This window comes from Microbulbifer sp. ABH2_005, from assembly GCF_056160005.1.
The window spans coordinates 1914296-1937298 of record NZ_JBSWWI010000001.1; the positions used below are offsets into that span (position 1 = coordinate 1914296).

General features: G+C 49.1%; 15 protein-coding genes and 3 tRNA genes. 9 read left to right on the forward strand and 9 right to left on the reverse strand.

Annotated features, from left to right (window positions below; genetic code table 11):
• Nucleotides 1-427: 427 nt before the first annotated feature.
• The 8 genes from ACXAFI_RS08340 to ACXAFI_RS08375 all read right to left on the reverse strand — a co-directional run bounded on the left by ACXAFI_RS08340 (nt 428) and on the right by ACXAFI_RS08375 (nt 8114).
• Nucleotides 428-514, reverse strand: a tRNA-Leu gene (locus ACXAFI_RS08340).
• Nucleotides 515-608: 94 nt separating this feature from the next.
• Nucleotides 609-682, reverse strand: a tRNA-Cys gene (locus tag ACXAFI_RS08345).
• A 424-nt stretch (nt 683-1106) separates the two neighbouring features.
• Nucleotides 1107-2393: a hypothetical protein gene (locus ACXAFI_RS08350; RefSeq protein WP_444922226.1), complete on the reverse strand. Its 1287-nt coding sequence runs from the start codon at nt 2391-2393 to the stop codon at nt 1107-1109.
• A gap of 386 nt (nt 2394-2779) precedes the next feature.
• The gene (locus tag ACXAFI_RS08355; protein ID WP_475108430.1) at nt 2780-4687 is read right to left on the reverse strand and encodes a S8 family peptidase; all 1908 of its coding nucleotides are present in this window, start codon (nt 4685-4687) and stop codon (nt 2780-2782) included.
• Nucleotides 4688-4773: 86 nt separating this feature from the next.
• Nucleotides 4774-5007, reverse strand: coding sequence for a hypothetical protein (locus ACXAFI_RS08360; RefSeq protein WP_475108431.1), 234 nt, complete (start codon nt 5005-5007; stop codon nt 4774-4776).
• A 134-nt stretch (nt 5008-5141) separates the two neighbouring features.
• The gene (locus tag ACXAFI_RS08365; RefSeq protein WP_475108432.1) at nt 5142-5975 is read right to left on the reverse strand and encodes a hypothetical protein; all 834 of its coding nucleotides are present in this window, start codon (nt 5973-5975) and stop codon (nt 5142-5144) included.
• 1141 nt (nt 5976-7116) lie between these two features.
• Nucleotides 7117-7193, reverse strand: a tRNA-Pro gene (locus ACXAFI_RS08370).
• Between the two features lie 72 nt (nt 7194-7265).
• Entirely contained in the window at nt 7266-8114 is an 849-nt protein-coding gene (locus ACXAFI_RS08375) for an acyl-CoA thioesterase (RefSeq protein WP_475108433.1), read from the reverse strand.
• A 384-nt stretch (nt 8115-8498) separates the two neighbouring features.
• On the opposite strand from ACXAFI_RS08375, the gene ACXAFI_RS08380 reads away from it, so the two are divergent.
• The 4 genes from ACXAFI_RS08380 to ACXAFI_RS08395 all read left to right on the forward strand — a co-directional run bounded on the left by ACXAFI_RS08380 (nt 8499) and on the right by ACXAFI_RS08395 (nt 14700).
• Nucleotides 8499-9176 carry a TetR/AcrR family transcriptional regulator gene (locus ACXAFI_RS08380; RefSeq protein WP_226646348.1) on the forward strand — a complete coding sequence of 226 codons (678 nt, stop codon included), beginning with the start codon at nt 8499-8501 and terminating at the stop codon, nt 9174-9176.
• The gene (locus ACXAFI_RS08385) at nt 9169-9732 is read left to right on the forward strand and encodes a DUF1285 domain-containing protein (protein ID WP_475108434.1); all 564 of its coding nucleotides are present in this window, start codon (nt 9169-9171) and stop codon (nt 9730-9732) included. The genes ACXAFI_RS08380 and ACXAFI_RS08385 overlap by 8 nt, the downstream gene beginning before the upstream one ends.
• A 467-nt stretch (nt 9733-10199) precedes the next feature.
• Nucleotides 10200-11849, forward strand: coding sequence for a serine/threonine protein kinase (locus ACXAFI_RS08390; RefSeq protein WP_475108435.1), 1650 nt, complete (start codon nt 10200-10202; stop codon nt 11847-11849).
• Nucleotides 11850-11970: 121 nt separating this feature from the next.
• Nucleotides 11971-14700, forward strand: a complete 2730-nt coding sequence (locus ACXAFI_RS08395) for a TonB-dependent receptor domain-containing protein (protein ID WP_475108436.1) — start codon at nt 11971-11973, stop codon at nt 14698-14700.
• Nucleotides 14701-14830: 130 nt separating this feature from the next.
• On the opposite strand, the gene ACXAFI_RS08400 is transcribed toward ACXAFI_RS08395, so the two are convergent.
• Nucleotides 14831-16468, reverse strand: coding sequence for an electron transfer flavoprotein-ubiquinone oxidoreductase (locus tag ACXAFI_RS08400; RefSeq protein WP_475108437.1), 1638 nt, complete (start codon nt 16466-16468; stop codon nt 14831-14833).
• Nucleotides 16469-16821: 353 nt separating this feature from the next.
• Between ACXAFI_RS08400 and ACXAFI_RS08405 the strand changes: the two genes are divergently transcribed.
• The 5 genes from ACXAFI_RS08405 (at nt 16822) to gspE (ending at nt 23003) form a co-directional block, all read left to right on the forward strand.
• The gene (locus tag ACXAFI_RS08405) at nt 16822-17571 is read left to right on the forward strand and encodes an electron transfer flavoprotein subunit beta/FixA family protein (protein ID WP_475108438.1); all 750 of its coding nucleotides are present in this window, start codon (nt 16822-16824) and stop codon (nt 17569-17571) included.
• Entirely contained in the window at nt 17571-18500 is a 930-nt protein-coding gene (locus tag ACXAFI_RS08410; protein WP_152453656.1) for an electron transfer flavoprotein subunit alpha/FixB family protein, read from the forward strand. Before ACXAFI_RS08405 ends, ACXAFI_RS08410 begins: the two co-directional genes overlap by 1 nt.
• Before the next feature lie 220 nt (nt 18501-18720).
• Nucleotides 18721-19413, forward strand: coding sequence for a type II secretion system protein N (locus ACXAFI_RS08415; protein WP_475108439.1), 693 nt, complete (start codon nt 18721-18723; stop codon nt 19411-19413).
• A gap of 57 nt (nt 19414-19470) precedes the next feature.
• Nucleotides 19471-21510, forward strand: a complete 2040-nt coding sequence (gene gspD / locus ACXAFI_RS08420) for a type II secretion system secretin GspD (RefSeq protein ID WP_475108440.1) — start codon at nt 19471-19473, stop codon at nt 21508-21510.
• Nucleotides 21507-23003: a type II secretion system ATPase GspE gene (gene gspE, locus ACXAFI_RS08425; protein WP_152453653.1), complete on the forward strand. Its 1497-nt coding sequence runs from the start codon at nt 21507-21509 to the stop codon at nt 23001-23003. Before gspD ends, gspE begins: the two co-directional genes overlap by 4 nt.

Below are 23003 nucleotides of genomic sequence, written 5' to 3' on the forward strand. Positions count from 1 at the left end.
TGGCTTGTATGATTGTTCTTGTCTGATACGGATGTTGAAAATCCTTTTTGCTAGCGGGTAAATTGAGCCAAACCTTCGGTGACCACCAGTTTACAAGCCTCTCTCATGCTGCCTTGAGGTCAATTTCAGCCATACATCTTTCCACTTTATGCCAAAGGCGAATTTTTAAGCTGGTCAGCATTGAAGTCTAGCGGTTTGACTATTTTGCGAAAGCAATTACAGGGCTAGGCTGGTTTTAAATGCTGTGATCAGGGGAGGGGCTCAGTAAAGACTGTAAAGTGATGTAAGGGAGAAGGGTAGCTATTTATCAATCAACGAAAATCTTCTTGCCGCGAGAGCCTGAGGATTGAGAGGGGTAGCGCTTCAGATGGAGTACTCCAAATTTGCACTAAAAGAAATGTAAGTTATTGATGCTGATATGAGTGTGTGGTGCCCGGGGCCGGACTTGAACCGGCACGGCCGTGAGGCCGGGAGATTTTAAGTCTCCTGTGTCTACCAATTCCACCACCCGGGCAGGTCCTTTGCGAGGGGGGATTTTAGCGCTTTTGCTCTTCCCGGAGTCCTCACTCTCAATGCAGTTCACAGGAGTCTGCAATGAAAAGGAAAAATGGAGGCTAGGGTCGGAATCGAACCGGCGTACACGGAGTTGCAGTCCGCTGCATGACCACTCTGCCACCTAGCCTTTGTTCCACATCTTGTGTGGATGAGAACGCTGCGAATTCTATCTGATAAATCTGAAAAATCCTAGCGTTTTCTTATACTTACGTGCACTTGGCTGCGTAAGAGGGCGCTATTCTATGGACTATCGAAGATTAGTCAAGCGTTGATTTCAACAAATTGTAAAAGTTGAGGAAAAAAGTCTGGAAAGTGCACGGATGACCTTCTGGCAATAGACGTAATAACTTTTAGTACTGCTGCAGATGAACCTATTTCCATTTGTTCTTAATTTATTTTGGAGGGTGCTGGAAATCCCTTGAGGGTGTTCGATACTGTCTTTATCTGGCTAACACGTCTCCCCCCCAAACGTGTTTTGTAATGCTGGTAGGGCACACCAGGATGGTACTTGCCCGCAGTGTAGCAAGGATGAAATCCTCCAAGTTTCACTCCTAATGGTCTTGGCCCTGACGCTCTCCCCCCCCGTCGTCAGGGCTTTTTTTTGCCTGGTCTTTGAGGATCTTGTTACTTTTAGAGGTTAGGTTCTCTAAGGCGAGAGTTTTCACCGGTCTACCCGCGGCCTGCTCCGATAGCTTTCTGAATCTCTCCAGGGTAACTTCTCCGCGGGTGCTCGCCAACGCCCTCGCAACTTCATCAATACTGGCTTTTCCGTTGCTCGCCTCACGTATTTCTTTGTCTAGTTCAAGCATCACCCCCGCTGCACGGGCTGTAACAGGTCCTGAAGAGCGCTTCACTAATAGAGAGGGGGCCTTTTTACCCCAGCGTGTAAGTTTGTCCATAGCTTCCTGGTAGCGGTCATCGCTAATACCCCCAGTCCTCCTCAAGATTTCGAGAGAGTAAAATTCAGCGATACCTTCAACAATCCAATCGCTCTGGTCGTCACCATGAATACCTGTACCCACATGTATGAGTTCATGGATCATGCTGCTGGTACGGTTTCCGCTGATCAATGGTCGATCGGCATGCATAAATAATGAGCGTGTACCTGAGAGGCCGCCACGCCACATCGGATCATCGGCAGTGACGATCAATAAATGATCCGGGAAGAGCGGGAAAATTTTCTTTAGCTCCGGTAGGTTCCAATTGAGAAAGGCGAGCACATCCTGGCGACGAATGTTTTGTCCCTTCGGGCCGGAGATTCTGGTATCGGTACCGGATATATAATCTTGACGGCTGCCAATCTTGCCAACAATCATCCACCCCTTGGGTCTTACGAAGCGTCGTTTAGGGTCTGATATCTGATAGAGACCATCTTCGATTTCAGGGTAGGGGAGAGCTGAAGACCAGCCTTCGGGCATCACCAATTTCAGGCGGGTATCTGATGAACGCCCGCTACTAGTTGCAGAAATTGGCGCAATTAATTTGTCACTACGGAGAATCGCCCAGTCTTTGGTGATGCGAGAGTCATAGCCACCATTTTTCCTTTGATTGTCGATGACAAAACTGTAACTGAGTTTTGACTCGTTGCCCTCAGTTCGCCAGATCGCTTTATCGCCTTTCTCCTGTAGATCTTGTGTACTTTTAAGGTCTTTATAGCGCCCTGATGATAGGTTAAGGACAAGCTTGCTAGGTATGTCTTCCCCTTTTAAGGCTAACTCGACTCGGGCTAGCTTGGTTTCAGGATCAATTGTTGCTGTGTACAGAAGCTCATAAGCCCTGGCAGCAGGAGTGAGAAGTAGAGCGAGCAGAGAAAAGGAGAAGAGTCTTTTAAGCATCATTATCTGGCAGAGTATCCAACAAGTGTCAATTTGGACAATGTTTAAGCCTACAGGTGCCGGCATGTCGCCATCAAGCAAATGGGTCACATCGACTCATAATGCAGGATTACTGGTATAGGCGGGATGAGGAATGAAATAGGGATTTGTGACTAATAAGTCATTAAATAAATACACTTATAAAACCGTTATCATCTTTCTTTTATCTATTTTGAACACCCATTGGTTAATAAGGACTGGGGGTTAGGGAGATGAAACCTTGCTGTAGATAGGCGAGCAGATTCGCGAATGGCGAATCTGCAATCTGAGAGAAGAGGTGGGTTTTAGGTCGAAAATTAAGCGATATTGTAAAGAGGGGTCACATAAATTTGTGGCCCCGCTTATCTAGGTTACCAAAAGCGAATCGCTCGCGGGTCCACAAAAGGCGCACCATAGGGGCCAAAGGCAAAGCCATCCGGGAAGGTACCCATCACAGGTTGCTGGGGAGGCATTGCTCGGACATCCGCCCCGTAATAGGCGTTGGGAACAAATTGGCCAGACCAATTGGTTGCAGCACCTGAAAAACCCTGTATGGGGGCAACGGTAAATCCAGTGTAGGGAGATGCCTGAGGGCCTGTAGTCTGAGCTGAGGATACTCCCACACTTTCACCTGCGGCCATTTCTTTGGCTGATTCAAATACCGTATCGACCCCAAAGAGCTTGGGAACACCTGCCCCAATTCTTTCTGCTCCCAGATTCAAAGGCGATGTCAGAGATCGGATCAGTTGGAAAAGTCCGGTAATACGTGCAGCATCGCGCTGCCTTAAAGAAGCTTTGAATAGTGGGTGATGGGCAAGTAGCAGGGCAGCAAGACCAGTGATATGAGGTGCCGCCATGGATGTACCAGACTGCACATCAAAACCTTTATCGGGTACTGCCGATACAATGCCGACTCCAGGGGCTGCAACAGATATTTCCGGTCCATGACAACCAAATGTGGGTAAGAAAACACCATCGGCGGTTACCGTTGATGCGATAACCGTTTGTGCATCCCAGGAATCTCTTGGAAACTCATTAAGCATTCCTATTGCCCCCACCGCCATCACGTTAGGGGACCTTGCCGGATACTGCACAGGGCCACCGGAATTGCCAGCGGCAACAATACAAGCGATTCCATGTTGAACGGCATCTTCAATTTGCTGCTCAACCGCATCTGAAGAATCTGAGCTCCCCAAACTCATATTGACGACATCAACGCCAATTTCGATGCAGTGGGCGAGGGCATCAATCAGGCTGCTAAATTGGCCTCCAGGGAAGACCTTGAATACATAAATTTCTGCTTCTGGGGCAAAGCCGCGAATAGCATCTGTCCCGGATGGCTGGCCAGCAATAATGCCTGCGCAGTGCGTTCCATGGCCTACGATATCTTCCGCCCAACTTTTAGTATCATAATTGTTGGTAACGTCAACACCATTTTTTAGGTGTGAAAGGATCGGATGCTGGTTGTCCGCACCTGAGTCAATAATGGCGATTTTTATTCCCTTGCCCGTATATTCATCAGGTAGTTGGTCCAAGCCCATGAATTTTTGCCCCCAACCATAGGGCGTATTATTGGGGAAACTTGGAATTGCCTCGCTGAGCGAGTGCAACTTAACCAGGTTCACTCCTGTCAATGACAGCGACGGGCAGCGAATGTATTTATTCCAAAAATCTTTTGCGGGACGGATGAGTAGAGACTTAATCTGGGCCCCGCCACTTTGGGCAAAAATATTCAGTGCCACTTCACCCTTATTATTGGTCACTCCCTCTTGTGGAAATCCTGCGCTTTCTACAATAACCTGCGCATCCCGAATGGGTTCGCCTTTTGAGCCGACAACCCGAAGTCGAACTTGTTGTGCCTTAGCGTGATACTCCCGTAGGAGGCCGGGTTGCTGGGCAAAAATTGCGGTGAAGCTGGGAGAAAAGTTTGCCTGCCCATAGGAAAGTAGTGAATCCAACTCCACTGCAACATTAGGTGGAGCTGTTTGGTAGAGTGTTGCGGCAGCGTCAACATCCATGCGTACTTTGTAGATGTTTGTTGCTTCATCAGCGGTTGAAAGTGTTTTTAACTTTCTTCCTGGTCTGATTTCACGAAGTACTTCACAACCTGGTTGCTTTGCAATGTATGAGATTACATTGTGCATCGACCCCGCGCTTAATGGTTGTATACCCATGGACTTCGCAATTTGACTTCTACGGGGTGAAATAAGTAGCTCTACCTTTTCTGCAACCTCGACCGAAGTTTCTCCTGCGGCCTTTTCTTGTCGGGATTCAGTCATGTTTATGTTCCTTCGCTTTCAGTGCGGTACTGTTTGTCAGCGTGTACTTAGAGTCTGAAAGTAATGAGTCGATAAGGTATTCATTATTAATTGATTGGCTGGATAGGGCTGTCTGGGTCAATAATCACTTTACCGCCTAACTTCTTCTTCAGGTTTTCAATAGCATCTGGGGTGGCCCGAAGAGTGACATTACTTTTGCGTAAAATGACCTCTTTCACATCTGGGCAATTTTCTGCCTCCCTAGCCAATTCTTCCAGCTCAATCGTTGTAGCTAATGCCTTGCGATTTGGGATAGCCACATACTGCTCAAATTTCTTCATTATTTTTCTCTAAACTCTTTGTTTCAAAATGATATAGAAGTCAGCTATGCAAAAAATATGGTCAAATCTCTGAAAAGAAATATTAACCTAATTAAAAAAGTGGCGGATTACCCGCCACTTATAGTCCTATACGATCAGTGTAAATATGATTGTTGTTGGAATGCTGAATTAGGTTGTTGCATGGCCTGGAATGGGTAGGGCTGGCCAATGCCGCCAAAGTTTTGAAACCCCTGGTAATGTTGCTGCGGAATCATCTGAAAAGGGGTTGGTTGACCGAATCCTCCAGTAGGATTCATCATCTGGTTTGGGAAGCCGCCAAATTGTTCTTGAGTTTGGTGTAAAGGCGAAAACTGACCTTGTAGGCTGATTAAGTAGGGTTGTGTCGCTAACTGTTGAGCTAACGGCGGTAATGCTTGAAATGGCAGTAACTGACCTAAGCGTGCCACATTATTCAGAAATTGGCCTTGTTGGCCGCCAATGTAGTTACCAATAGCAGGTGCCGCACGACTTATCAGTTCACCAAGGAGGCCCTGGGGGGAGAACTGAGGTGCAGCTTGGTAGGGTAGAAGCTGGCTGAGGTTATTCTCAATGTTGTTGAATTGGCCCTGAGGACCGCCCATATATCCCCCAAGTTGTTGCATTGCGCGATTAATTATCTCCCCGAGATAATTTTGTGGCGCCATCTGCTGTGCAAATTGTGGATGAATTTGTGGCAGCGCCTGAAAAGGAAGTAGCTGGCCCAGTCCGCCAAGAGAATTAATCAGTTGGCCTTGAGGTCCTCCAACGATTCCACCAATTATTGGTGCTGCACGGCTAACAATATCACCCAGGAACCCTTGTGGGTTCATCTGTGGTGCAGCTTGGTAAGGTGATTGGTTGGAAAATCCGGCAACTGTATTAATCGGTGAGGTTGCGTAGCTGAGCGGTTGTCCAAAATTTCCTTGTCCGTAAGCATATGGTTGGTACATGAACGTACTCCTTAAGTAGGCCTTTATCGATATAAAAATCTATCGTCCGGGTATTTCATTGTTTCTGGGGTGAGAATATTGAGATTTAAAAAATCTCATTTACAGTTCAGCCGGCCGGAAATAAATCAGGTGCCAATTATCGGGGTAATGCTTTAGGTGTCAGTTATCCATCCGGCTGAGCAGAGTATAGAGAAGCTTTGGTGTTGTGCAGGAAAAGTTTGAGAAATTTTCTTGGGAAAAATGGGGCGTAAAAATTCTTTATTATTTATCGAAAATGTAACGAATTTTGCCTGATAATACCCTCTTATTTTCTAAGTGATGGCGCTCCTGATAGGTTGCAAGTAATTTCTTGTTTTTTGCTATTGGTTGATGAGCTGGGATGTTTCAAAGCGCTGAATTTTCTTGATTATGAAATCTGGCAGCAGGGCGTAAAAATCACTAATAATGACTCCTTTTAAAACCATTTATATTGGCAATGTTTAAATAACCAGCTGGATTTTCATCAAAGCAGTAATGGTGCACCTCCATGACTTGAGATGTCTTCATTATGGAGAGCAAAAATTTTACATTATGGGGTTCAGGTGTTTTTGGTTTACGGCGGTCTGATTTGAACTGCTCTATATCGTGCCTCGTCATTACCCTCGAGGTTCAATCTTAGATTCTGATTTACTTAAGGTCGCTAGCTTTTATTAAAAAGGAATAGGGGTTTTGTTAAATACAAGGCTAGGTCAGCAGGGGCAGGGCTTGTAGTGACGTCAATGATTCTAGTGCGATGCCTCAGGTGGGATAGACTCACTCTCAATCGCAGATTTTGATGAACTTAACAAGTTGCTTTGCTCACTCCATGTGTACTGGGCCCCGTCCAATTGTACTGGCAGCTACATCAGAATTACCGATACAACCTATGTTAAAAGTATACACTTAGAAGGTCGTTATCATAATATTTGTTTTATTTTTAGAACAACTCGGAATGTTAATCAGTGAACGGGGAGGCTATAGGATCAGTGCGCTCCGACATTCTGACTTTTACCGAAGAGTTAGTGGGCTAGGGAGTAGCTCTGGGGTGGTGATAATCGCGCAGGGGGATGCTTTGAATAAATTCCAGGCATGAAAAAACCCGCTAAAAGCGGGTTCTTAAATCTGGTCGGTGAGAGAGGATTCGAACCTCCGACCCCTTCGTCCCGAACGAAGTGCGCTACCAGGCTGCGCTACTCACCGACTTATTGGTTTCGCTTCACTAGCGAAGTGGGCGGCATTATAGCAGCCAATTTTGCACTGTAAACCATTGATTTAACTTTTAATTTGCCGAATCAGGCCCTCTTGTGCGGTGGAGGCTACCAGTACGCCATCGCGGGTATAGATCTGTCCGCGGGTAAATCCGCGCGCGCCACAGGCAGAGGGACTGTCGGTGACATACAAGAGCCATTGATCGAGACGGAAATTGCGGTGGAACCACATGGCGTGGTCAACACTGGCCGGCATCAGATGTGGGTCGAACAGAGAGATGTCGTGGGGCTGTAGGGAGGTGCCCAAAAGTCCCATGTCTGAGGCATAACAAAGCGCCGCCCTGTGCTCAATGGGGTCATCAGACATCTCCCCCTCTGCTCGAAGCCAGAACATACATTTGGCCTCACGGGTTTCGGCGCCAAAGTAGCTTTGCGGGTCTATCGGGCGAAAATCGATCATATAGCGGCGCTGGTCGTACTGAGGGCTGACAAGGCCAGCTTCCAGGGCTAGTTGCTGAGTATTCTTCAGGCCTTCTGGGTCGGGAATACCTTCAGTGGGCATTTCGGCCTGGTGGTCAAAGCCGGGCTCCTGGATTTGAAAAGAGGCAGACATATTAAAGATCGCGCGTCCGCGTTGCTTGGCAACTACGCGGCGGGTGGTGAAGCTGCCTCCGTCGCGGATTGGGTCCACCTCGTAAATAACCGGAAGCTCACTGGAGCCAGGGCGCAGAAAGTAGGAGTGTAAGGAATGAGGCAGGCGATCTTCAACAGTACGGGCAGCGGCCATTAAGGCTTGGCCAAGTACTTGGCCTCCAAAAAGTACTTTTCGATAATTTTCGACGTGGTGGCGACTGCGAAAGAGGTGGCGATCCAGCTCTTCAACGTCGAGAAGTTTGCTCAGCTTTTCCAACATGGACGACTCTACCTGTTACCTATTAGTGATAGTCGGGTTTGACTGGGCTGGTATCGCAGGTCTGCCCAGAAGGGTGATAATAACAGCAGATGACGTAAAGACCATTATCGGTCACTAATTTCAGTACCAGTTTCCAAGTGGCTGATGGTTCACCATTCTCGAAGACTTTGTGTTAGTGGTGAGAGGTCTATCACAACCTAATCGGCCACAGTCAGGGCCCGAACTGTCGCAATAGGGTAAAAATTAGGCGGCGCGATCCCTATTTGGGCGTATTTTCTAGGCTAATTTCCCGATTCTCTTTTCCAAGCGACTCGAATTGCCTATCATTCATGAATGAATAGTCAATTTCAGTCCCCAACATTACGGGCAGAGAAGGTCGGAAGTATGGATAAGGCAAAAGAGAAGGTTCAGAGGTTTCGCGCGCGAGAGCAGCGCATCCTGGATGCGGCTCTGGAGCTTCTGCTGGAGCATGGTGAAGAAAAGGTCACGGTCGAGCAGATTGCTGAGCGTGTAGATATCGGCAAAGGCACTATCTATAAGCACTTTATATCTAAAACTGAAATCTATATGCGCTTGCTGATGGACTATGAAAAGTCCCTGGCAGAACGCCTTAAGGTTGCGGTTGAGAATGCGGAGAAAGGTGATATCACCGCACCCGCTCGTGCTTACTTTGAATCCCGTATGGCCGATCCTGGCAAGGATCGCCTATTTCAGCGCTTGGAAGAGAAGATTATCTCTCTTAACCTGGCCCCAGAGATGATTTCAGAATTACACGCTATCCGAAACTCCAACACTTCGGCCTTGAACCGCGTGTTTGAGCGCCGGATAGAGCAGGGCATGCTGAAGAAGGTGCCTGCGTATTATTACTATTCAACCTACTGGGCTTTAGTCCAGGGCGCCGTTGAACTCTACCACTCCAAATCCTTCGCCGATGTGATCGAAGATCGTGAGGGGTTGATGGAGTTCATTATGGATGTGGGGGTACACATTGGTGATACCTCGCAGCGCAAACCTATGGAGAGTGGCCATTCTGGCGATACTGCGGGGTCCTCCTTTGGCTGAGCCACTTTTTCAGCAACTAAAAAAGTTGCAAGAGGAGTTCCACGGGCACCCTCCGGTTGACCGGTGGGACCCGGACTTATGTGGCGACATGGATATGGTGATCAAAAGCGATGGCCGTTGGATCCATGAGGGTACCGAGATTCGTCGTCAGCCACTGGTGAAATTATTTGCCAGCATCTTGAAAAGAGAAGGGGACGAGTACTTTTTGGTCACCCCTGTCGAAAAGCTGCGGATACAGGTCGAGGATGTCCCTTTTGTTGCTACTCAGGTTGCGCGCAGCGCCTCAGAAGGTGAAGATCAGCGGCTATTATTTACCACGAGTCTGGGCGATGTTATCGAGCTGAATAAAGATAGCAACTGGCAGCTGCAAGAATTCGGCACACCTCCGCAGCCAGTCCCCTACGTGGAAGCCCGAAATGGCCTAATGGCCAGGGTTTCCCGTGATGTCTTCTACCAGCTAGTAGATTGGGCAGAAGAGAGAAGGCTGGGCGAAAATGGCTCTGGACAGCTTTTTATACGCAGTGCGGGTGGCGAATTTCTTTTGGGTTCATATTAACAAACGCCCTTTTCTAAACCTGGGGTTGTTTTCTATTCTCCAGGTTTATCTAACTACTTAGATAAGCCCCTCTTGAAATCGCATCTAACGTAAATTTTCCCTAGATTCATAACTTTCCATATCTCTTTTGAAACCTTTGCAGTCTTGTGCTAATTGGCAAGATTTACTGGCTTTTAAATTTCTTTCATTTTTCTGAAAGCGTTTGTAAATCCAAGGGAAATAAAAAATACCATTAAATGTAAACTTCCAGTCTCTATTGCAAAAATTACTGAAAATATATAAAAAGTTAACAAATTCGCAACACGCCGTTTCTACACTCCCCTCCGTCCTATTCGCTTAGGCGTAAAAACAAACAAAGTGCTCAGGCAGTCAATTACTTGATTTTAAGTTTTTACTTGTAAGTGAAAGCTGTGATCAATATTCATAGGCTGCTCATATTTTGGATATTAATTCCTTTAGGGGGGAGTATGAAGCGTATACAAAATCGAGTTGTCCTGGCTGCCGTAATTGCGGCTTTATTGGCGGGTTGTGATGGTGGTGGTGTGAGCGTTGAGCCGAAGACCGTAAATAATTCAGTCGATAATTCTGTTGATAATTCTGGAAGCGGCTCCTCAGAAAATCCTTGTGCAATTGTTGGAAGCTCTGGTGTGCAAGGTACCTATGAGAGTGGTAACTGCCGATATGGAACCGATTTTGTTTCTGCATCCAATCCTTTAACTGAAGATTTATACCTCCCGGCGCTTTCAGAAGGTGGAGCCCATATTTTTGATGGTAGTCTTTTCGTTGGTGAAAATTTCTCTAGTGATGCCGACTTGCAGGCCGCTGGTATCGCCAAGGGTGGAGATGGCGTGAAGCTGGAGATACAGGCTGGGACAACCGTTGCGTTCAAGGATAACTCGGCTTTTATGGTCGTGAATCGTGGCTCGCAAGTTTTTGCCCGTGGTACTGAATCCGCACCAATTACTTTCACCTCCGAAACGGATGTTCGCGGCACTGTGACTGCTGATGCAGTATCCCAGTGGGGTGGAATGGTTATCAATGGTTTTGGAGTTACCAATAAATGTAAATATAAAGGCTCTATTGGTGGCGGAGATTTGGTCCTGGATGGCGAGTGTCATGTTGCTGCTGAGGGGTCTACTGACGATAACACTTCATACTACGGTGGTGACAACAATGCGGATAACTCTGGTGAGCTTTCCTATGTCGTCGTAAAACATACTGGAGCTTTGGTCGCTAGTGGTGATGAACTCAATGGTATTTCATTTGATGCGGTTGGAAATGGGACTGTGGTAAACAATTTGCAGGCTTATTCCACTTTTGATGATGGGATTGAGTTCTTTGGCGGTGCGGTAGATGTTAATAATTATGTTGCTCTTTATGTGCGAGATGACTCAATTGATATTGACGAAGGTTACCGCGGAAGTATCACCAATGCCCTGGTGATTCAGAGTGAAAATGATGGCAACCACTGTATTGAGGCAGATGGAATCGGTTCTTATGAAGACACGATTGATTACACCGCACTGATTAATCAAGGGCTTAACAGCCGCCCTATGATTGATGGTCTGACTTGTATCGTTTCTGCTCAAAAAGAAGGTACGCATGATCCGGGTGCTGGGTGGCGCTTGCGTGAGGGTATTTACCCAATGATTACCAACTCCATAATCGTTGCCTCATTTAAAGCTGACGAAACGGCAGATGATGGTAGCAACTACTGTTTGCGTATGGAAAGTGCCCAAACCCGTAACGAAGCGACCTCTGGAACAGAGCTGGCCCTGACTTCTAACATTTTCGCTTGTGAAGATCGCACTAAAACCGATGAAGCTTCATTCGATTTAGTGGCCTGGGCTGAAGATAACGGTAACCAGTTTGCTCCGATTTCTGGTGCGGTGAGCCCAACCATCGGTATTGATACCAATTTTATTTTGCTAGACGGTACCCCTGCAATCTATACGGTGGCTGCCGATCAACAGCGTATCAATGATGCCGTGCCTACTGTAACTGCGTTTGAACGCGCCTACTTGGGTGCCCTCGACATAAATGGCACTGACTGGACCCAAGGTTGGACTTACGGCCTTCACCAGGGCAACCGTGCACAGCCTCTCTGGTTTGAATAATTAGCTTTAGGGATTGTTAGGAGTATTTCTCCTGAACCTGCAGGGCGCCGCCTTCGCTGATGGGGTCGGCGCCCTGTTTGGTTTTAACACCTAAAAACAGGAATGATAAGAGGCCCGTGTAATGGCTAAATATGAAAATTTCCAGAGACTGCCGTTGGTAATCGCTATTACCGCGGCCTCTGCTATGGCTCCTGGCGTATTTGCCCAGGATGCGGATTTGGTGGAAGAAAGCACTGGTACAGCACAAGGGATTGAAGAAGTGGTAGTTCAGGGGCGTTTGCGGGACTCCGCAGAGGCCCTGGTCAGTGAGCGCCTGGAAGAAGAAGTGGTCACCGATATCCTTGGTGCCGAAATGATCGGTCGGGTAGGGGATTCTACAGTGGCGGCTGCGTTGCGCAGGGTGTCAGGACTGTCGCTCGTGAGTGATAAGTTCGTCTATGTACGTGGATTGGGGGAGCGTTACTCAAGTACCACACTAAATGGTGCGACAGTACCCTCACCGGACCTGACCCGAAATGTGATTCCTCTCGATTTATTCCCTACTTCTATCGTGGATTCCCTGGCTGTTCAAAAGAGTTACTCTGCTGATCAGGCTGCTAGCTTTGGCGGCGGCAATGTGGATATTCGCACAAAGGGAATTCCCGATGATCTGACTTATTCTGTAGAGTTAGGCATAGGAAGCAATACGGAAACCAGCGGTGAGGTTCTGAGTTATCAGGGTGGGGATGATGATATCTTCGGAACTGATGATGGTACCAGGGCACTCCCAGGAGAAATATCTGCAGCGCTAAAACGCTTTAGGGGAGGCTTGGGTATCTCCGATATCAGAAAAGTTCTGGTCGAGGAGGGAAATCAGTATGCCAGTGAGCAGGAGGCCGATGATGCAGCCCTAGCGCTAAATCGTGAACTGGCATTAAATCTCAATCGTGATATTTCTATCGAAGAGGATTCCAGTGATCTGGATAGGGATGTGAAAGCGAGTGTAGGCAATCGTTTTTCCCTCAATGATCATTGGGAGTTGGGATTTCTGGCTGGAGCTTCTTATAAAAGTAAGTGGAGGGAGTCTGAGAGAACCTTACGCAATTTTGGTGCCCCCAAAGAGCAATTGAATAATCGTAACAAGTCAACTTATTCAGTGGATATCAGTGGAAATTTAAATTTAGGTATACGCTTTGCTGATGAGCATGTGATTGAAACTACGAGTATATTTCTACGCAATACTGATGATGAAACCTCTATTACTGATTACTTTAATGAGAACCGACAGGTGTCGGACGGTTCTGGTTATCGTGAGTATTTGCTGAAGTATGAAGAGAGAGAGCTAGCCCTGAATCAGGTCAAGGGCAGTCACTCTCTGGGGCCTGAGACCAAAACTCTTATGCCCATTGACCTCCTCAATTGGGTTCCGGAAGAGGTAGTTGTTGATTGGTTTTATTCGGATGCAACAGCGACCACAGATATACCCAATCAGGTCGACGTCATTTCCGATACAGTTACTGATCCTATGACGGGCGAAGTGCTTAGCTCTAAGGTCAGCAGGGGTTCTCGAAGTGCAGGATTCCGGTTTACTGAGCTTGAAGACGAAGTCAAAAATTACGGTTGGTCAGTTGTCTTGCCTCTAGAGTTTTCCTCTTCAAGCTTGGAGTTGACGGGCGGCTTCGCGAGGATGGAGAAGGGGCGCTCCTACAAGCAAACTGAGCTGCGCCTAGATATCTTCAGTGTGGCTACTGAAGATGTACTAGCTGGTCCGTTGGGTGAGGTATTTGGTGATGAAAATATCACCAGCAATGGAAATGACTACGTTTTCGACTTGGCGGGAAGTAACAAGCAAAGCTATCTAGCAGCTACGGCTACAGATGCAGTATTTGGTAAGTTTGATTGGACATTTTTTGAAACCTGGCGGGTTTCCACTGGAGCCCGCTGGGAAGATTACAGTCAGGTGGCACTTGAATGGAACCCTTATGGCTACTCCATAAGTGACCCTCAGGTAACAACAGACCCAGATGACCTGTTGGAAGCGGTTTATGCTGAGGATGATATTTATCCCTCTTTCTCTTTGACTTATATGGGGGCATTTTGGGCGGAGACCTTCCAACTTCGTTTTGGGGTATCGAAAACAGCCGTTCGACCCGATCTTCGTGAGATCACTGATGCGTTTTATATTGATCCTATTACCGATGAGCAGGTGAAGGGTAATCCCAACGTTAGACCCTCGGAAATTCATAATTATGATCTGCGTGCCGAGTGGTTCTTTGATAGTGGAGATAGCTTAACGGTTTCCGCTTTTTATAAGGATGTGATTGATCCAATCGAGTTCTTTGAGGCGGCCTCCAGTGATACGAATGTTGCCAGGGAAATTATTAATGCCGAGTCTGGAGAAATTACCGGTATTGAAATCGAAGGCATGAAGCAGCTTGGTTTCCTCGGTGGCTTTATGGATAGCTTCTTTGTGCAGGGTAATGTCACTCTACAGGAGACTGAGTTGGTTGCTGGAGAGGAGGCCGATGCACCTACAAGTCCGGTTCGGGAAATGACTGGGGCATCCGAATATGTTGTGAATATGTTATTGGGCTTTGATAGCCCAGATGGCAACCATTCTGCAACACTGGGTTATAACGTATTTGGTGAACGTCTACACCTCGCTGGACGTAATCCGGATCCAGATTCTTATGAGCAACCATTCCACTCGTTGGATTTGACTTATTCCTGGTACCCATCAGAAGAGGTGACAATAAAAGCGAAAATGCAAAATTTATTAAATGAGTCCATTGAGATTGAACGTGACAATGTCATTGTGTTTGAGGAAAAACCGGGCCAGACCTTCACCTTGAGCGCTCAATATAAATTTTGATTCCCGCCCCCAGATAACTCCTGCTTCCAGTATCTGAAAGCAGGAGTTCATTCTGTTCCGCGTTCTTCCAAGAGCTGGCCAATAATACGGATACAAAAATGGCGCCCGAAGGCGCCAGAAAGCAAACTGCTTACATGTTTGGGTAGTTGGGGCCGCCGCCACCTTCTGGAGTAATCCAGACAATATTCTGGGTTGGGTCTTTGATATCACAGGTCTTACAGTGTACGCAGTTCTGCGCGTTAATCTGGAAGCGCTTGCCATTAGCATCTTCAACCACTTCATAGACGCCTGCGGGGCAGTAGCGCTGAGCAGGTTCATCATAGATTGGCAGATTGTGGTTCAGCGGAATCTCCGGATCCTTTAGGGTCAGGTGACAGGGCTGGTCTTCCTCGTGGTTGGTATTAGAAATAAACACAGAGGAGAGCTTGTCAAAGCTGAGTACGCCATCGGGCTTGGGGTAATCAATTTTTGCGCAGTCCGCAGCAGGCTTCAATTGTGCGTGATCCGCTTTGGTGTCGCGCAGGGTCCAGGGCAGCTTGCCTTTAAAGATATTGATATCGACAAATGCGTAAGCAGAACCGAGGATGTTGCCCCACTTATGCTGCGCCGGGCCGAAGTTGCGCTGCATATGCAGTTCTTTCCAGGCCCAGCTATCGCGATACTTGGCGGTGTAGTCGGTCAGCTCTTCGCTCGTGCGCTCTGCGGCAAGGGCTTCCACAACAGACTCGGCGGCGATCATACCGGACTTCATTGCGGTGTGATTACCTTTGATCTTGGCGAAGTTGAGGGTACCAGCGTTGTCACCGATCAGCAGGCCGCCGGGGAAAGTCATCTTCGGTTGAGATTGCAGTCCGCCTTTGACAATCGCGCGGGCACCGTAAGCGACACGCTGGCCACCTTCCAGGTATTGTTTGATTACTGGATGGTGCTTGTAGCGCTGAAATTCGTCAAAAGGGCTTACGTGCGGGTTGCTATAGGCAAGATCGGTGATCAGTCCAACCACAACCTGGTTGTCTTCCAGGTGATACAGGAAGCCGCCACCGTGGGTGCCGCTCTGCTCCAAAGGCCAGCCTGCAGTGTGAACTACCAGGCCTTGCTGGTGTTTGTCCGCAGGAACTTTCCAGATTTCCTTAATGCCAATGCCGTAATGCTGTGGGTCGGCATCTGTATCCAGCTTGAAGCGCTCGATCAGTTGCTTGCCCAGGTGGCCGCGACAGCCCTCGGCAAAAAGAGTGTACTTGGCGTGCAGCTCCATGCCCGGCATATAGGAGTCTTTCTGCTCACCATTCAGGCCAATGCCCATATCACCGGTGGCAATACCTTTTACAGAGCCGTCTTCGTTATACAGAACTTCTGCAGCGGCGAAGCCGGGGAAGATCTCCACCCCCAGGTTTTCTGCCTGCTCGGACAACCAGCGGCAAAGGTTGCCGAGGCTGATAATATAGTTGCCCTCGTTATGCATGGTGCTCGGCACAAACATGTTGGGGACTTTGATGGAGTTCTCATCGCTACGCAGAACGTAGATATCGTCGCCCTTGACCTCGGTGTTCAGCGGGGCGCCGCGCTCTTTCCAGTCTGGGAAGAGTTCATTCAGGGCGGTTGGCTCAAAAACTGCGCCAGAGAGAATATGGGCACCGACCTCGGAGCCTTTCTCTACAACGCATACTGAGACGTCTTCATTGAGCTGGCGAATACGGCAGGCCGCTGCCAATCCGGCCGGACCGGCACCCACGATCACTACATCGTATTCCATTGATTCGCGTTCCACGGCACTCTCCTCAGCAGTTGTATTCAACTTTTTGCGGCCATTCCGGCCTTATCATTTATATAGATGGCGGATTATATAGGCGTTTATTCAACCCTACCAATTGCATGACTATTCAATTGCTATGGCAAATGTGCTGTATTTCAACGGCTTAGGGAGACTGAATAGATGGTTTCTATTTCCCGAAATAGATTGTATGAATGGCAGCAGTGACTTCTATTTGACTATTGATTTTGCCGTATAGAACCGCCACCATACACGCCGTTCAAACACTTGTTTGACCAGAACACCGTATCCGTTCGCGATGAGAATCGTCAGTCGCGGCTGTTAAAAAGCATATTTGAGACGGGATTTCCATGAAAGTTCTTGTAGCTGTGAAACGCGTTGTCGACTACAACGTCAAGGTTCGCCCCAAGGCGGACGGCACTGACGTTGATACCGCCAACGTCAAAATGTCTATCAACCCCTTCTGCGAAATCGCAGTAGAAGAGGCGGTTCGCTTGAAGGAAAAAGGCGTTGTTAGCGAGATAGTCGCCGTTTCCATGGGTCCCAAGCAGAGTCAGGAGCAAATCCGCACAGCACTGGCCCTGGGAGCCGACCGAGGCATTCTGGTTGAGACCGATGCCGAACTGCAGCCTCTGGCTGTAGCCAAATGCCTGAAGGCGATTGTCGATAAAGAAGAGCCGCAAATGGTTATTCTCGGCAAGCAGTCTATTGATGGCGACAACAACCAAACCGGCCAGATGCTGGGCGCCTTGACTGGCATGGGGCAGGGCACCTTCGCTTCCGAAGTGGTTGTTGAAGGCGACACTGTGAAAGTGACTCGTGAAATCGATGGCGGCCTGCAGACTGTAGAGCTGAAACTGCCGGCTATCGTGACCACTGACCTGCGTCTGAACGAGCCGCGCTACGCGTCTCTGCCGAATATTATGAAGGCTAAAAAGAAGCCTCTCGACACCACCACCCCAGATGAGTTGGGTGTAGATATCACTCCGCGCACTAAAACCCTGAAAGTTGAGCCACCGGCTGAGCGTCAGGCTGGCGTTAAAGTTGCCGACGTTGCGGAACTGGTAGAGAAACTGAAAAACGAGGCGAAGGTAATCTGATGAGCATCCTGGTTATTGCTGAACACGACAACGCCGAACTGAAGGGCGCCACGCTCAACACTATTGCCGCAGCTAAAGCTATCGGTGGAGACATCGCCGTTCTGGTGGCTGGCGCGGGTTGTTCTGCCGTTGCTGACGCCGCGGCCAAAGCTGAGGGCGTTAGCAAAGTATTGCTGGCTGACAATGCTGCCTACGAGCACCAACTGGCTGAAAACGTTGCCAAGCTGGTTGCCGATCTGGGTAAAGACTACGGCCACATCCTGGCTCCCGCTACCACTACCGGTAAAAACATGCTGCCGCGCGCCGCTGCGCTGCTGGATGTTCAGCCGATCTCCGACATCATCTCCGTAGAGAGCGCCGACACTTTCAAACGTCCAATCTACGCTGGTAACGTGATCGCGACCGTGCAGAGCTCTGATGCCATCAAGGTGATTTCCGTTCGCACCACTGCTTTCGACGCGGTTGCTGCAGAAGGCGGTAGCGCGGCTGTTGAGTCTGTGGATATTGCAGACGACGCTGGTGTCTCATCCTTTGTGGGTGAAGAGCTCGCCAAGTCCGATCGCCCAGAACTGACCGCCGCTAGCGTGGTCGTATCCGGTGGTCGCGGTATGCAGAATGGCGAAAACTTCGAGATGCTGTACAAGTTGGCAGACAAGCTGGGTGCGGCGGTTGGTGCCTCGCGCGCTGCGGTAGATGCTGGATTTGTGCCCAACGACATGCAGGTTGGTCAAACCGGTAAGATCGTCGCTCCCGACCTGTATATCGCTGTTGGTATCTCCGGCGCTATCCAGCACTTGGCCGGTATGAAGGATTCCAAGGTTATCGTGGCCATCAACAAAGATGAAGAAGCTCCAATCTTCTCTGTTGCTGATTACGGCCTGGTAGCTGATTTGTTTGAAGCCGTCCCCGAGCTTGAAGCAAAGCTGTAATTCCTGATTAGTATACTGATTAGTATTGAAAAGGCGGCGTATTGCCGCCTTTTCTCATTTTTGGCTTCTGGACTACGGAACTAGTGTGCAATTTCGGGGACGAAGTGATGGTTTGCAACGTTTAACTGGGCAGGAGCGTTGCCTTTCAGAGGCAGAGGCAACAAAATAGGCGTCAAAAACCAATAACCTAAGAAAGTTGAACTTGTACGTGGGTATGTTCATGTCCCCATTAAAGCGAGCCATTGGCTCAGTAGGTAACGGCCTTGGCCAGGGCGATTCGCGAAGATCAATCTCTCGCGGCACCATGGCAGCATCCGCAGTGGGACTGCTTTGGGTGTCTGGCAATCTGCTTGCCTATGGCGCATTGCTGATTCCCTCGGAGCCGGAGGAGTCTCTACTTGCCGAGCGTAACGATAGTCGGGTAAGTGCCCCTCAGGCAGCTTCCATACCGAATACTCCCTTCTTCGGCTATGCCGAAGCCAAGAAGCAAGAAGCTATCCCAGAGGTGGATCTCTCTAACCTCCCTGTAACCCAGCTGAATATTGTTCTTTCCGGGGTTTTGGATAATTCAGATAAGAGTAAGGCCAGTGCCTTGGTTGCTGAGAAGGGCAAGCCTGCTCAGCGATTGTTTGTAGGCGACTCCCTGCCTGGTGGCGCCGAACTTTATTCTGTTGAGGTAGACCATGTAGTTCTTCGTCGTAATGGCAGGATGGAAAAACTGACATATCCAGAGATAGACGGACGCCCGAATGTTCCGTTGAGAAATTATTCAAGCCTGTCAAATAAGTCCAGGCAAAGCAGTAGTGCGAGAAGTTCTTCGAGACGTGAAGCGAGCCAGGAAAGTATTCGAGAGCGGATGGAAAAGCTGCGTGAATTGGCCCGTGAGCGTCGTGCTCAGCGCCAGCCCCAATAAAACTGTCTAACTAGATTGTTTTGAGTTTTTTGAACATTTACTAGAGCCAGATAAATAATGATGAAGATGTTTTATCGACGGCTGATTGCGGTCGGGTTTGGTTTTTTTGTGTCTACTGCAACGCTGGCTCAAGGCTCGGAGAGAGTTACCCTCTCTCTCGACAATGCCGATGTTCGCGACCTGATTAACTGGGCAGCCGATTTCACCGGCAAAAATATTATTGTCCACCCCAATGTAAAAGGGAAAGTCACCGTCGTTGCCGGTGACCCTATGACACACGATGAAGCTTTCGATGTTTTTATGTCGGTGCTTCAGGTAAACGGTTTCAGCCTGGTAGAGCAGGGCGGTACCTGGAAAGTGGTACCCGATGCGCTCGCTAAACAACAGGCAATTCCTGTTGCCGATGAAAACACCCGCGCTCCGGCCGAATCCCTGGTTGTCCGCACGGTTCGGGTTGAGAACATCTCCGCTTCCCAGTTGATTGCCATGTTGCGCCCGCTGATTCCCCAGACCGGCCACTTAGCGGCTTATGCCGATACCAACACTCTGATCATTGCCGATCGTGCGGCAAATATTGACCAGATTGTACGCTTGGTAGATCAATTGGACCGCGCTGGAGCGATCGATATTGAAGTGGTTCCCTTGATGTTTGCCTCCGCCAAAGAGGTTAAGCAAATCCTCAATGACTTGCTGCAGGCGTCTGGAGGTAAAGGTGCAGGCCAAGAAGTTCAGCCGCTGCGTATCGCAGTGGATGAGCGATCCAACAGCGTGCTATTGACCGGTGACCCGGTAACCCGCCAACAAATTCGCACTGTTATTGGCCGGTTGGATCAGCCGCTGGATGGCGATGGCAATACGGCGGTAGTTTATGTCCAGTATTCTAATGCCGCTGACCTGAAGCCGATATTGGAAGGCATGAGCGGCAGTATCCAGAATACGGAGAAAGACCAACAGGCTGCGAATGTTGAAGTCAGCATTCAGGTCAACGAATCTCTCAATGCCCTGGTTCTCACTGCGCCTCCGGCATTGCTGGAAACGATGAAAGGCGTTATTGCTCGCTTGGATGTGCGTCGTGCTCAGGTGCTGATTGAGGCAATTATTGTCGAGGTTAAAGAGGATACCAATAATAACCTTGGTATCAGTTGGATTACGGGTGATGAAAATGTTGTTGCTGGTTGGAACAACCTGCCGTCAGAAGATGCAGATGGAAATATCAATCCGTTCTCACTGCCTTTCACAAGTTTAACTGGGCAGAACGCATTACATTTAGGCTATTTGAGTGGAAGCGATATTCGGGTTGCAGTGAACGCGCTTGCCACAGCGGGCAATACCAATATTCTGTCTACGCCGACCATTATGGCTCTGGATAACGAAGAAGCCGAAATCCTCGTCGGTCAGAACGTACCATTTATTACTGGTGAGCAGTTGTTGTCCGGCAGTAATGATGATCCTTTCACTACGATTCAGCGTGAAGATATTGGTACCACCCTCAAAGTTACCCCGCGTGTGAACAACAACAACTCGGTAACCCTCGAAATTGAGCAAAAGGTTGAAAACCTGCTTTCCGCTGCAGCTGATGCAGCTGTTGGTGCCTCAGACATCGTTACCAGTAAGCGCGAGATCCGTACCAAAGTATTGATTGATGATGGTGCGATTTTGGTTTTGGGTGGACTGATAGAAGATAATGTTACTGATTCCGTTCAGAAAGTGCCTCTGTTGGGGGATATTCCAGGAATAGGGCGTTTGTTCCGAAACAATACCAAAAAAGTAGTAAAAACTAATTTAATGGTGTTCCTGAAACCCAAGATCTTGAGCACCCAGCGGGCTGGCTACGAGGAAACCCGCAAGCGATATATGGATATGCAGCAGAAACAGATCTTCTTGAAAGACAGAACCAGCCTGCTGTGGGACTGGCACCGCGGTGATGCACTGCCTGACTTGATGCCGCCGACAGGTACCTATAACGAAAGCCCAGCGCCCGTAGATGGTTCTATCAATGCCGTCGATAACCTGGAAGATACCCTGGAGGGAATGCCCGGCGAGGTTGAGGTATTGGACGGTGAAGTTGAGGTGCTGGAGGTAGAAGAATCTAAATGACGGTTGATACAGGAACAGGGACTCCAGCAATTCGTCGCCTTCCATATGCTTTCGCCAAGCGCCACAAGGTCCTGCTACTGGAGCAGGAGGGGCGCCCGCTGTGCCAATACGTTGCACCGCTGAGTCCCTCCGCAATTGCGGAAGTGCAGCGTATCAACGGTGGTGCGGTAAGCCTGGAGTCGGTGGAAGATGAGATTTTCCAGGTGGCGCTACAGCGCCTCTACGAAAACCGTGAAGGCGGTAACCTCTCTGAAGTAGAGGGGTTGGGCGACGACTTGGACTTGGCTGCGGTGGTAGATTCACTGCCGGAAACAGAAGACCTGCTGGAGCAGGAAGACGATGCGCCCATCGTTAAGTTGATCAATGCGATTTTTGCGGAGTCCCTGAAGCAGGGCGCTTCGGATATTCATATTGAGACCTTCGAAAAACGTTTGGTGGTGCGCTTCCGGGTTGATGGTGTACTGCGTGAAGTACTGCAGCCCCGGCGCGCCTTGGCACCGCTGTTGGTTTCCCGTATCAAGGTGATGGCCAAGCTGGATATCGCCGAAAAGCGTATTCCACAAGATGGCCGTATTTCACTGTTGATGGCCGGGCGCGAAGTGGATGTGCGTGTTTCCACCATGCCATCTTCGGCTGGCGAGCGTGTGGTGATGCGTCTGCTCGACAAGCAGGCGGGGAAGATGGACCTAACCAAGCTTGGTATGTCCGAACGGGATCTCAGTGTTATGACTGAGCTATTGGCCCACCCCCACGGCATTATTCTGGTTACGGGCCCGACGGGCTCGGGTAAAACAACCACTCTTTATGCCGGCCTCGGCAGCATTAACAGTCGCGAAAAAAATATTCTGACGGTGGAAGACCCGGTCGAATACAACCTGGAAGGGGTTGGACAGACCCAGGTCAACACCAAGGCAGATATGACGTTTGCACGGGGCTTGCGCGCTATTTTGCGTCAGGACCCGGATGTGGTGATGATTGGTGAGATCCGCGACCTTGAAACTATGCAGATCGCCATTCAGGCGAGTTTGACAGGTCACTTGGTACTCTCAACCCTGCATACCAATACCGCGCTTGGTGCTGTTACCCGTCTGATGGACATGGGCATCGAACCATTCTTGCTGTCCTCCAGTTTGATCGGGGTTCTGGCACAGCGTCTGGTCAGGGTACTTTGCCCCACCTGTAAGCAGCCCCATATCCCCGACGAGGGGGAAAGGGCGGTACTCGGTGTTGCACCCGGTGATGATGCCCTTATCTACCGTCCCAAGGGTTGTGATGATTGCAACCATACCGGCTATGTGGGCCGAATCGGTATCTACGAACTGGTGCCACTCAATGAAATCATGCGCCAGTTGATTCATGACCGCGCCTCAGAAAGTAAGTTGGTGGCAGAGGCGCGCAAGCTCGGGCCAAGTATCCGTGATGATGGTGTCGCCAAGATCCTGGCGGGCAGGACTTCCCTCGAAGAAGTGATGCGGGTAACCCAGGAGTCCTGA

Excerpts from the sequence above, each read along its gene's own strand:
- ACXAFI_RS08350 (WP_444922226.1), bottom strand. The coding sequence starts at position 2,393 with ATGATGCTTAAAAGACTCTTCTCCTTTTCTCTGCTCGCTCTACTTCTC.
- ACXAFI_RS08355 (WP_475108430.1), bottom strand. The coding sequence starts at position 4,687 with ATGACTGAATCCCGACAAGAAAAGGCCGCAGGAGAAACTTCGGTCGAG.
- ACXAFI_RS08360 (WP_475108431.1), bottom strand. The coding sequence starts at position 5,007 with ATGAAGAAATTTGAGCAGTATGTGGCTATCCCAAATCGCAAGGCATTA.
- ACXAFI_RS08365 (WP_475108432.1), bottom strand. The coding sequence starts at position 5,975 with ATGTACCAACCATATGCTTACGGACAAGGAAATTTTGGACAACCGCTC.
- ACXAFI_RS08375 (WP_475108433.1), bottom strand. The coding sequence starts at position 8,114 with ATGTTGGAAAAGCTGAGCAAACTTCTCGACGTTGAAGAGCTGGATCGC.
- ACXAFI_RS08380 (WP_226646348.1), top strand. The coding sequence starts at position 8,499 with ATGGATAAGGCAAAAGAGAAGGTTCAGAGGTTTCGCGCGCGAGAGCAG.
- ACXAFI_RS08390 (WP_475108435.1), top strand. The coding sequence starts at position 10,200 with ATGAAGCGTATACAAAATCGAGTTGTCCTGGCTGCCGTAATTGCGGCT.
- ACXAFI_RS08395 (WP_475108436.1), top strand. The coding sequence starts at position 11,971 with ATGGCTAAATATGAAAATTTCCAGAGACTGCCGTTGGTAATCGCTATT.
- ACXAFI_RS08405 (WP_475108438.1), top strand. The coding sequence starts at position 16,822 with ATGAAAGTTCTTGTAGCTGTGAAACGCGTTGTCGACTACAACGTCAAG.
- ACXAFI_RS08410 (WP_152453656.1), top strand. The coding sequence starts at position 17,571 with ATGAGCATCCTGGTTATTGCTGAACACGACAACGCCGAACTGAAGGGC.
- ACXAFI_RS08415 (WP_475108439.1), top strand. The coding sequence starts at position 18,721 with ATGTCCCCATTAAAGCGAGCCATTGGCTCAGTAGGTAACGGCCTTGGC.
- gspD (WP_475108440.1), top strand. The coding sequence starts at position 19,471 with ATGATGAAGATGTTTTATCGACGGCTGATTGCGGTCGGGTTTGGTTTT.
- gspE (WP_152453653.1), top strand. The coding sequence starts at position 21,507 with ATGACGGTTGATACAGGAACAGGGACTCCAGCAATTCGTCGCCTTCCA.